This is a genomic window from Kribbella sancticallisti (assembly GCF_039530625.1).
Taxonomy (GTDB): domain Bacteria; phylum Actinomycetota; class Actinomycetes; order Propionibacteriales; family Kribbellaceae; genus Kribbella; species Kribbella sancticallisti.
Genome location: NZ_BAAAOS010000007.1, coordinates 501,442 through 511,869 on the forward strand (window position 1 = coordinate 501,442; position 10,428 = coordinate 511,869).

The 10,428-nt window shown below is 63.1% G+C and carries 16 protein-coding genes; all 16 read left to right on the forward strand.

Annotation, left to right across the window (positions count from 1 at the left end):
• Positions 1–22 precede the first annotated feature (22 nt).
• The 16 genes from ABD255_RS05650 to ABD255_RS05725 all read left to right on the forward strand — a co-directional run bounded on the left by ABD255_RS05650 (position 23) and on the right by ABD255_RS05725 (position 10,414).
• Positions 23–814, forward strand: a complete 792-nt coding sequence (locus tag ABD255_RS05650) for a type I restriction endonuclease subunit R, EcoR124 family (protein ID WP_344210544.1) — start codon at positions 23–25, stop codon at positions 812–814.
• 480 nt (positions 815–1,294) lie between these two features.
• A complete protein-coding gene (locus tag ABD255_RS05655) occupies positions 1,295–2,143 on the forward strand; it encodes a phosphoribosylaminoimidazolesuccinocarboxamide synthase (RefSeq protein WP_344210489.1) in 849 nt (282 codons plus the stop codon).
• Positions 2,144–2,145: 2 nt separating this feature from the next.
• A complete protein-coding gene (locus tag ABD255_RS05660) occupies positions 2,146–2,337 on the forward strand; it encodes a hypothetical protein (RefSeq protein WP_344210491.1) in 192 nt (63 codons plus the stop codon).
• A 70-nt stretch (positions 2,338–2,407) separates the two neighbouring features.
• The gene (locus ABD255_RS05665) at positions 2,408–3,151 is read left to right on the forward strand and encodes a GntR family transcriptional regulator (protein ID WP_344210494.1); all 744 of its coding nucleotides are present in this window, start codon (positions 2,408–2,410) and stop codon (positions 3,149–3,151) included.
• Between the two features lie 150 nt (positions 3,152–3,301).
• Positions 3,302–3,622 (forward strand): hypothetical protein, encoded by a 321-nt coding sequence (locus ABD255_RS05670; RefSeq protein WP_344210497.1) that lies wholly within the window; start codon positions 3,302–3,304, stop codon positions 3,620–3,622.
• A gap of 49 nt (positions 3,623–3,671) precedes the next feature.
• Positions 3,672–4,019: a hypothetical protein gene (locus ABD255_RS05675; RefSeq protein ID WP_344210500.1), complete on the forward strand. Its 348-nt coding sequence runs from the start codon at positions 3,672–3,674 to the stop codon at positions 4,017–4,019.
• 253 nt (positions 4,020–4,272) lie between these two features.
• Positions 4,273–4,968 (forward strand): hypothetical protein, encoded by a 696-nt coding sequence (locus ABD255_RS05680; protein WP_344210502.1) that lies wholly within the window; start codon positions 4,273–4,275, stop codon positions 4,966–4,968.
• On the forward strand, positions 4,961–5,833 hold the full coding sequence (locus ABD255_RS05685; RefSeq protein WP_344210505.1) for an FtsK/SpoIIIE domain-containing protein: 873 nt from the start codon (positions 4,961–4,963) through the stop codon (positions 5,831–5,833). Before ABD255_RS05680 ends, ABD255_RS05685 begins: the two co-directional genes overlap by 8 nt.
• The gene (locus ABD255_RS05690; protein ID WP_344210508.1) at positions 5,830–6,039 is read left to right on the forward strand and encodes a hypothetical protein; all 210 of its coding nucleotides are present in this window, start codon (positions 5,830–5,832) and stop codon (positions 6,037–6,039) included. Before ABD255_RS05685 ends, ABD255_RS05690 begins: the two co-directional genes overlap by 4 nt.
• Positions 6,036–6,353, forward strand: coding sequence for a hypothetical protein (locus ABD255_RS05695; protein ID WP_344210510.1), 318 nt, complete (start codon positions 6,036–6,038; stop codon positions 6,351–6,353). Before ABD255_RS05690 ends, ABD255_RS05695 begins: the two co-directional genes overlap by 4 nt.
• Positions 6,350–6,619, forward strand: coding sequence for a hypothetical protein (locus ABD255_RS05700; RefSeq protein ID WP_344210512.1), 270 nt, complete (start codon positions 6,350–6,352; stop codon positions 6,617–6,619). Before ABD255_RS05695 ends, ABD255_RS05700 begins: the two co-directional genes overlap by 4 nt.
• Positions 6,620–6,645: 26 nt before the next feature.
• Complete coding sequence (locus ABD255_RS05705) at positions 6,646–7,644, forward strand: hypothetical protein (protein ID WP_344210515.1); 999 nt, start codon at positions 6,646–6,648, stop codon at positions 7,642–7,644.
• A 97-nt stretch (positions 7,645–7,741) separates the two neighbouring features.
• A complete protein-coding gene (locus ABD255_RS05710; RefSeq protein ID WP_344210517.1) occupies positions 7,742–7,993 on the forward strand; it encodes a hypothetical protein in 252 nt (83 codons plus the stop codon).
• Positions 7,994–8,205: 212 nt separating this feature from the next.
• Positions 8,206–9,774: a replication initiator gene (locus ABD255_RS05715; RefSeq protein WP_344210519.1), complete on the forward strand. Its 1,569-nt coding sequence runs from the start codon at positions 8,206–8,208 to the stop codon at positions 9,772–9,774.
• Positions 9,775–9,787: 13 nt separating this feature from the next.
• Positions 9,788–9,976, forward strand: coding sequence for a helix-turn-helix domain-containing protein (locus ABD255_RS05720; protein WP_344210521.1), 189 nt, complete (start codon positions 9,788–9,790; stop codon positions 9,974–9,976).
• Positions 9,977–9,991: 15 nt separating this feature from the next.
• Positions 9,992–10,414, forward strand: coding sequence for a hypothetical protein (locus ABD255_RS05725; RefSeq protein WP_344210524.1), 423 nt, complete (start codon positions 9,992–9,994; stop codon positions 10,412–10,414).
• Positions 10,415–10,428 lie beyond the last annotated feature (14 nt).

Here is a 10,428-nt window from a genome sequence, read left to right on the forward strand (position 1 = left end):
CAAGGAAGCCCGCGGCATCGTCCTGCTCAAGCCGTACGCCGACTACTACGGCGAGTACAGCGAGCGGGTTCAGGAGCTACTGACGGAGTTCCCACTCGGCGAGTCGATCGTTGGTGAAGTTGCACAGAAGGCGTTCATCGCCCTCTTTGGTGCCATCCTGCGCCTGCAGAACATTCTGACCTCGTTCGATGAGTTCGCTGGAAACGAGATTCTGAGCGAGCGCCAGAACCAGGACTACCGCAGCGTCTATCTGAACTTCTACGCCGAGTTCCGCAAGGAGGGTGAGGCAGAGAAGGAGTCGATCAACGACGACATCGTCTTCGAGATCGAGCTCATCAAGCAGGTCGAGATCAACGTCGACTACATCCTGATGCTCGTCCAGAAGTGGCGCGAAGCGCGTGGCAACGGCTCAGACAAAGAGCTCGCTGCCGCCACAAAGATCCAGCGTGCCGTCGACTCCAGCCTGACGCTGCGGAACAAGAAGGACCTCATCATGGACTTCGTCGACCGCGTGTCTGCCAGCGGCGAAATCGACGAAGAGTGGCGCGCCTATGTGGACGCCAAGCGCACTGCTGAACTGGACGCCATCATCACCGACGAGAGTCTCAAGCAGGAGGAGACGAAGGCGTTCATCGAGCATGCCTTCCGCGACGGCGTCATCCCCACTACCGGCACGGCGATCACGAGGATTCTGCCGCCAGCCTCCCGTTTCTCGGCGGCCGGCGGCCACGGCGAGAAGAAGCAGCGTGTGCTCGCTCGCCTCGGAGAGTTCTTCGAGCGGTTCGTTGGGCTGTCGGCGGGAGGGCAGGAGTGATCGAGAAGGTTCGGATCACCGGCTACCGCAAGTTCCAAGACCTCACGATCGCGCCCCACCTACGGTCAGTTCCTTGTATGTGGAACGAAACTGGGAAGTGCACGGTGCTCGTTCCGATGTTGCCGTTCGAGATTCCCCATTCGATGTGTCAGTGCGCGACCACGAGGATGTGGCCGACGCACCCCCCGATGGCAAGACGATTGCAGCTGCGACTGTTTGAAGAGTTCTAGGATTTCAAGCGGCGCGCAAGGTCCTCAACATCGCTTCCCAACGGGGCGTCCGGAGCAGAGTCGAGGCGCTCGTCGATCAAGGGGTTCCACCGGCCAGGTAGTCAGCGTTGTTCGGTGTGCCCAATTGCACTCATCACGGACGCGGCGCTGTCGACCAGCGCGGCGGGTGTGGATCCGTTTGGCCGCGAGGCTTGTGTCGCAATGCGCTGCACGACCAGTGGACGCGTCTGATCGATGGTGTGCTAGAACAGTGGTCGTGGAGCTGCTACATCGAGGCAAGGTTCGGGACGTGTACAGCGATCGGCCTGGGGAGGTGATCCTCGTTGCGACTGATCGTGTGTCGGTCTACGACGTGGTGTTGCCTACGCCGATACCCGACAAGGGCAAGCTGCTGACGAGTCTCTCGTTGTGGTGGTTTGAGCAGCTCGCGGATGTGATGCCGAATCATGTGATCTCGAGTACCGATGTGCCGGCCGAGTTTGAGGGTCGTGCGGTTCGGTGTCAGCAGGTAGGCATCATCCAGGTTGAGTGCATCGCCCGCGGCTACCTCGCTGGGCTTGGATGGGATGCCTACCAGGAGAGCGGCAAGATCTCTGGGGTGTCGATTCCCCCGGGACTCCGAGAGGGCGACAAGCTCCCGCAGCCGGTCTTCACGCCGACTACCAAGACTGCGCCCGAGGATGGGCACGACGAGCCGATGACCTTTGATGAGGTCTCTGAGGCCGTTGGCCCGGACCTGGCGAAGACGCTTGAGGCCAAGACACTGGAGCTCTTCACCAAGGCATCTGCGATCAGCGCCGCCCGCGGCGTGCACCTTGCTGATACGAAGTTTGAGTTCGGCCTCGCGAAAGACGGCACGCTCGTCCTGGCGGACGAGGTTCTGACGTCGGACTCTTCGAGGTATTGGCGCGATGAGGACTGGAAGCCTGGTCAGCGTCAGGTCTCCTACGACAAGCAGTTCGTGCGGGACTGGGCTCGGGGCCTGGGCACTTGGGACAAGACTCCCCCGGGTCCTGAGATCCCGGCTGAGGTCGTCGATGAGACGCGGGCTCGCTACGTGGCGATGTATGAGCGGATTACTGGGCTGAAGTGGGACTGACGATGGCTACGTGGGAAGAGATTCAAGAGGCTCGCCTGAGCGAGGTCCTTCAGTTGCAGGCGGTGCATCACAGGTTGCTCGCTGCGAAGGCGCAAGGGATCGAGGCTGACCCTGCTGACATCGAGGTCGCTCGTTCTGTGAAGGCCACCGGCCTGGGCGGGATCGATCGTGTCAACGCGCGGGACGATTACTAGACCTTCGTGTGCGCTCCCGTTTATGCTTGCGGTGTTCTAGAACACCGATTGGAGAGTTTGAGGTCTCGTCATGCCCCCGAAGTTGGTGCGTCCCGCACCGCCGTATCAGCAGATCGCTACCGAGATCCGTAACAGGATCTCGAATGGTGACTTACAGGCTGGCGATCTCGTGCCGTCTGTTCGGTCGCTGATGCGTGATTACGGCGTGGCAATCGCGACCGCACAGAGGGCTCTGACCAGCTTGCGGGCAGAGGGTTACATCAGGCCTGAACGCGGAGTCGGCAGCATCGTCACAACCGAGGAAGAGCGTGGCAGGGCTGCGAATGATCGCGTCGACAAGTCCAGGCGCACAGGCAAGGTCTACCCCACTGGCCAATACGCGAAGATCACTGAAGCCAAGCTAGGCAAGGCATCTGAGCAGATCGCGGACGCACTCGGCCTGAAGGCCGGCAGTCCGGTGATTCAACGCGTGCGAGTCACCCATCGGGCTGACGGGGCGCCCGTTTCGGCTTCCACCTCATACTTCAAAGGCGATCTCGCTGAACGCGCCCCCCTCCTGCTGAGTCCTGAGCGGATCCGCGAAGGAACCTTCGCCTACATCGCCAACACCCTCAAGCGAACTGTCGACGCTTGGCAGGATCAGTTCGAGCCCGCACAGGCAACCGCGGAGCAGGCTGAAGCACTGGGGCTCGATAAGGGCGCACTCATCATGCTGGGTCGTAACTGGATTTACGACGACACCGGCGAGGTCCTGGAGTACGGCGAAAGCATCACCTTCGGCCGCGTGACCTACCGGGGACGCCTCGGCGACTGATCGCCAATCACGGTTGACCCTTACGTGTCAACGCTAAGTAATCAATTCGTTACATTTCAGGCTTGTCCGTGATTCCGAGGTGTTCTAGGCTCTGAACTAGAACACCTGCTCAACCGCAGCGGGTCGGACGCCTAGGAAGGGCGATTCCTCATGAAGCTCACGATCGACACCACGGGCAAGACGTTCACCGTCACGAAGGCTGTGGAGGAGAAGAAGGACCAGAACGGCCGGCAGAAGGCGGACCGGAACACCAACGAGCTGTTGTGGGTGGTTCAGGTGATGGCGCTCGACGAGACGGGCGGCGAGGTGATCAACGTGACTCTGGCGGGCAATGCCATGCCGAAGGTCAACGTTGGTTCCGTTGTCGTACCGGTCGAGCTTGAGGCCATCCCGTGGGCCACGAACGGCAAGAACGGCACGGCGTACCGGGCCAAGACGCTCAACCCTCAGGCCGCTGGCAAGGCTGCCTGATCTCCACTCGTCCCGTGATTTCGTGCAACTGCTCAGTTGAGGGGTAGTCATGTCGCAGCCGATGGAGCATCGAACCATCACCGCGAATCAGGCACGGACCGAGTATGTGGCCACGTGCAACGAAATCGTCGAAATCGAGATGGTGATCTCCTATCTGGATGTCGCCGTCGCCAAGGCTCTGACCGAGGTCGAGCCGCTGGTTACCTACACCACTGTCAACGACACCTTGTATGCCGTTGAAGTCTTCTGGCACCTGCTGGATCTTTACCGCGAGGCCCACAACCGCCGCCTCGATCTGTATGCCGCACGCGACTACGCGTACGCGGTCTGGAAGGCGGCTTCCGCCGAGTCAACCGCGGCTGACGCTTACGTGTCAAAGCCGCAGAGCCACCGCTAAACCAAGAACGGCCCCCGAAAGGGCCGCTCCCATGGAACACGGACACGAAGTCGGGCTTCTGGCCTAGGAACCTATCCCGGCTTCGTGTCTCTCCATCTCTCACCACACCCATTGGGAGGGGCGAGTTATGCCCAAATCTACCCGTTCCAGCCGTTCACGCCTAGGCGGTCGCCGTGGCCGCGCGTCGGCCTCTGGCGCTGTTGAGACATTCATCCGGCCCTCGAAGTCACTGCCGGTTGTCATCGCGCTCATCGTGTGGCGCTGGCGCTGGGAAATCACCGTCACCATCACCACGCTCGTGGTGCTCCATCACCTGATCACCGACACCGGCTGGTCCCCCATCGCCTCGGTGCTCGCCATGGCCACACCTGTGGGCGTTGCGCTCACCATCGGCCCTACGCGCCGGTTCCTGCGCAACCGGTTCTGGTGCGTCATCACCCGGCACCGCGTTCGCGCCTGCCTGACCGAGATGCGGACCCTGAACTACTCAGGGAACCTGCCCTTCATCATCGGCTGCTTCTCCACCAAGACCGGTGAATCGGTCTGGCTGTGGATGCGACCCGGCCTGTCACACACCGATCTGGAGAACCGGTCGGAGACCATCTCGTCGGCCTGCTGGGCCCGACATGCCGTGATCTCCCGCAGTGCCCGCAACGCGGCACTGATCCGGATCGACATCGAACGACGAGACCCGCTGTCCAAGGCGGTACTCACCTCACCACTACTCGAAGAGACCAGCGACCTCCCTGATGGGGAGATCGCCAAAGACGCGGTCCTGGACTTCATCGGATCCGTCAACCCCACCACCGAACAACAGCCGGCCCCACTCGTCCAAGACGAGCCTCCGGCGCGTGGTGACACCCGCAAAACCAAGAAGACCACCGCGGCCATCCCTGATGGCGGCTCGGTGATCCTCGTCAACGGAGAAGACGTATCCGACTATGTCTAGCTTCTTCCGCACCACCGACCCCCGGCGCAAGCCGGGGGCACCCGCGTCCCGCATCAAGGGACTGTCCATCTACCAACCGGCCCACCTGGGCACCGACACGAACGGCGACCACGTCACGGTCCCGCTCATGTACAGCAACATGCTCCTCGCCGGAGTCCCCGGCTCCGGCAAATCCGTTGCCCTCAACAACATCGTCGCCCACGCGGCGCTCTGCACCGACGCAGAACTGGTCTTGATCGACGGCAAACTCGTCGAACTCCTGCCCTGGGCACCCGTGGCCGACAAGTTCGTCGGCAACAACGTCCACCAGGCGCTCCGGACTCTGCGTGGAGTCCAGTCCGTCATGGACGACCGCTACGACCTACTCGCCCGCTCCGGGCGACGCAAGATCACCAAGGCAGACGGCCTCAAAGCCGTTGTCGTCGTCATCGATGAACTCGCCTACTTCTCAGTCACCGTAGGCACCAAGGAAACCAAAGAAGAGTTCATCAACCTCGTCCGCGACCTCGTCGCCAGAGGACGCGCCGCAGGCATCATCGTCATCGCCGCCACCCAGCGGCCCTCTGCGGACATCATCCCCACCTCGCTACGCGACCTGTTCTCCTACCGGCTCGCGTTCCGCTGCACCACTGACTCCTCCAGCGACATCATCCTCGGCAACGGCTGGGCCAGTGAAGGCCACTCAGCAAAGCGCATCGCCGCCGAAGAGCTCGGGGTCGGCCTGCTGCTCACCGAAGGCGGGCTCCCCCGCCGCATCAAGACCGCCTACCTGTCCGACCGCGACATTCAGCGACTCGTGACCAAAGCGGCCTACATCCGCACCAACACCCGCACGACACCCGACGACGGAGGCGAGGCCGCATGATCACCGTCAAACCCGTCCCTGCAGACGCATTCACGACCGTCCGCGACAGCGACGGCCAACTCGGATGGCTCCACGACTGCGGAGCCTTCGTCTACGCACCCACACAACCCCACCGCTGCGGCCAGTGCTGGTCCGCACTCCGCAGCGGCCAAGCCTTCAACGGCCGATGGCAACAGGCCTACGTCACCCGCAAGGAGACGTCATGACCTACCTCGATGCTGAAGGCAACGAACACCACGACCGGGTCATCATCGGCTACGACTTCACCGAAAACGCCGTCACCGGCATCAACCTCGCCTGCAACGGCGTCACCCCACAGGTCGTCATCGACCTAGGGGCAAACCCGATCGAGATCGAACTCGTCACCGGCTCGGTCACCGCGATCAGCCACCTGATCGACGCACTCTACGAAGCCCGAGCACTGCTCGAAGAACACCAGATCCAGCACGCCACGCAAACCGATGGGTGGACACAGGAACCGCTCTACGTCCCCGACGAATGGACTGGAGGACCGCAATGACCCAGACCACCACCGCTGCCGTCACGAAACGACGGGCGACTCGATACCAGCGACTCGACTACGCCGTCCAGGCTGTCTTCAACGATGTGCTCGACCACTGCGAAACCGTCCGCGAGGAAGCCGAGCAGCGACTCGGCACCACCGACGAAGACACCATCGTCGACGACCCCACCTACGGAGAGGCGCTCGACCTGTTCGCGGTCTTCTTCGACCTCAAGAGCCGCATCCAAGGCGACCTTCGCACCAGGTGGATCGGAGACCAGTGATGCCCGAGCCAACCAACCTCAACCACATGACCAGCGCATCGGCCACCCCGACCGCGCCCGCCAGGCCGGCGACCACGACCAAACTGACCGGTCTCACCAGACACAATGTGGCAGCCCTAACCGGGCTGACCGGCTGGACGGTCTCCAAGACCACCGCCATCTACAACGGCACACCCACCGCCGCGCTCGACTCTGTCCAGCACCGCATGGACCAAGTCCGATCCAAAGAGGGCGGACGAGCCACCGGCTACCAGTCGCTGATTGCCGTACGCAACAAACTCCGCGAGCCCAGCACCGGAACCAGCCATCCGGCAGTCACCGTCACGATCAAGAAGGCCACCAAGAAGAAGCCGACCACACTCACCGGCTCGCCCAAGGCGCGGCTGACACGTAAGCGTCAAGAAGACTTCACCGCCGCACAACTCGTCGGCGCACTCGAAGACGCCTGGTCGGTCATCCGCACCAAACACCCCGAAGTCCCGCAAGCCGTCATTGTCGTCGGCTCGGGAACCGCAACCCGCCAGGCCAAGCACGGGCACTACGCCCCGACCCGCTGGCAACACGGAGACAACCAGCTCGCCGAAGTCCTCATCTCCGGCGAAGGACTCAAACGACCCGTCCCCGAAGTTCTCACCACCCTGCTCCACGAAGCAGCACGCGGCCTCGCCAACACCCGCGAGATCAAAGACACCAGCCGCCAAGGCAGATGGCACAACGAGAAGTTCGCCACCCACGCCAAAGAACTCGGACTCGAACCCACGAAAGACCCGAAGTTCGGCTGGTCGGCCTGCACCCTGCGAGACGAAACCACCAAGGCCTACAGCCACGTCATCACCGACCTGACCAAAGCCCTCAAGGCCTACCGCCACCCCGAAGTCCTGGGGTCGGGCAAAGAGAAGAACTCCAACAACGCGGTCGCCTGCGCATGCCAGTGCCCCCGCCGAATCCGCGTCGCCAAATCAGTCCTCGAAGAGGGTTCCATCACCTGCGACGTCTGCGAAACCCAGTTCGAACCAGACGAGTAACACCGGTCCGTTGCTGGCTCCCATCCCCGGAAGGCGACTCCCGGGGATGAGGGCGAACACCGAACCACGCCCCCAACCACTACCGAAAGGACCACCGATGACCATCGACATCGACGCCTACGCCGAACTCACCGCCCGCCGCGATGTTGCCGACAGCACCTTCCTGTGCGACTGGGTCGCCGCCGAACACCTCGGCGACCACGACTGGTGCCCCACCGTCCTCGAACCTGGCGACGACTACACCTCCGTCGTCCTCGGCGAACAGACCGTCGGCCGCTACTGCATCGGTTGCGGCTACCACCTCTTCGGCCTGACCACCCTCGAACCCGCCCCGGCCCGTACCGCCTGACACGTAACCGTCGACCACGAGGGCTCCCCATGCAGACCTCGCCCGATGCCCGAAACCAATCGGCCGACCAGACACCTGCACAACGACCGACCCCGGCCGGGGGGTGGCGCGGGGCCAGTCTGACTGGCGCGCGTCGGGGGTGAACACGGAGCCAGCTAGCCCCAACGCTACGCCGCGAAACGCAGCCCGCAGGTAACGAAAGGAGGCCGAACATGACCATCACCACCACCAACACCCAAGACGTCCTAAGCGGCCTCGAGGGGCTAGGACAGGCCACCCCCGACCACAAGCACACGCTCGACCTCGGCAAGCGCTACAACGCCGCGTCAGGGCTCGAAGAAGCTATCCACCGCGCGGCCACCACCGCCGACTACAGCGCCTGGCTCGACCACACCGCATCCGCCGGCGGCTGCGTTCGACCCATCCAGCTACGCGGCGAGTCCCACATCGTCTCCGAACGCACCGGACGCATCATCTCCACCCGCCACACCGACGACATGCCAGACGGCGTCATCTACAAAGCCTGCGGCAACCGCCGCGCCGCCGTCTGCCCCTCTTGCGCAGAAACCTACCGCGGCGACACCTACCAACTCGTCCTCGCCGGACTCACCGGAGGCAAAGGCATCCCCGCATCGGTCCAGCAACACCCCTGTGCCTTCGTCACCTTCACCGCACCATCCTTCGGACCAGTCCACTCCGCCAGGAAGACCCGAGGACGAGACGGGCAACTCCGCAACCAGATCTGCAGACCACGCCGCAAACCCGACCTCTGCCCTCACGGCATCGACCAGCGCTGCTCACAGATCCACCGCGACGGCGAGAAGATCCTCGGCACCCCACTGTGCCTGGACTGCTACGATCACGACCACCAGGTCGTCTGGAACGTCCTATCCGGCGAACTGTGGCGACGCACCATCGAACGCGCCAAAGACACCCTCCGCCGCTGGGCCAAACACCACGGCATCCAGGTCAAGATCTCCTACGGCAAAGTCGCCGAAATGCAGGCGCGCGGCGTCGCACACTTCCACGCCCTGGTCCGCCTCGACGGCGTCGACCCGATCGCCCCTGGCGTCATAGCTACTCCACACCTCACCGCGGACTTCCCCCTCCTCGCCGCCGCGATCCGCCGCGCCGTCGAGACCACCCGATTCCGGTCCCTGCCCCACCCCGACAACCCGGACGGCTGGCTCATTGAGTGGGGCAACCAACTCGACGTACGTCCCGTTCGCCAAGTCGTCGACGGCGTCATTACCGAAACAGCTGTCGCGGGCTACCTCGCCAAGTACGCCACCAAAGCAGCCGAAGCCACCGGCCACTCCTCCGCACGGCTCACCAATGCCACCGTCCGCCGCTACGCCACCCCGTACACACATGCCGGCCGATTGGTCGACGCCTGCTGGCGACTAGGACGCCCCGGCTCCGACCTGGACGAAACCGACGCCGCCAAGAACTCCGGACGCCTGTCCTACCGAAGGCTCCAACGCTGGGCACACATGCTCGGCTTCGGCGGCCACTTCTCCACCAAGAGCCGCCAGTACTCCACCACCCTCAAAGCACTCCGCGAAGCCCGCAGCAACTGGCGCCGCGAACGACACCGCACCGCCGAACACACCGCCGACACCGAAACCACCCTCATCGTCGGCAACTTCACCTACGCCAACACCGGCTGGCGAACCATCGGCGACGCACTCCTCGCCAACACCGCCGCCGCCAAAGCACGCGAACACCGACGCATCGCCAAAGACCAGCTCGAAGCCCTATCCCTCGAAGATCCCAACTGAGAAAGGTCGAACGATGGTTGCCAGCATTCAACGCCGATGGACCGTTGATGACGTAGCGGAGTATCTGGGGGTACCGATCAAGACGCTGTACAGATGGCGCTGCCAGGGCTACGGCCCGATTGGCGTACGCATCGGCAAGCACATCCGGTACGCGCCTGAAGATGTGATCGCGTGGTTCGAATCCCAGAAGTCCGCGTCCTAAGGCAAAGGCGAGGAGATGGCACGCAAGCCTTTGGAGCTTGGTACGTGGGGCAAGATCAGGACCTACGTCACGCACACGAACGCGAAGGGTAAGCCCGACGGGTACCGAGCCGTAACCAACTATCGCGACTACAACGGTCGGACGCGCCAGGTGGAGGCGTACGGCAAGAGCGCGACCGCTGCCGGATCTAATCTCGTTGCGAGGTTGAAAGAGCGGTCACAACTCACCTCGTCTGGCCTGCTCACTCTGTCGACTCGGTTCAACGTTGCCGCCGACCTCTACATCGCGAGACTTGAGGAGAAGGTCCAGGCTGACAGGTACTCACCGGGAACGCTCTACACCTATCAACTGCACCTCAAGAACAACATCCTGCCGCGCATCGGGGAAATCTGCCTAGTACTACAGCCGGAGTTCGTGATGTGCGGCGTGGGGGCGTGACGAGGCGCGGCCAC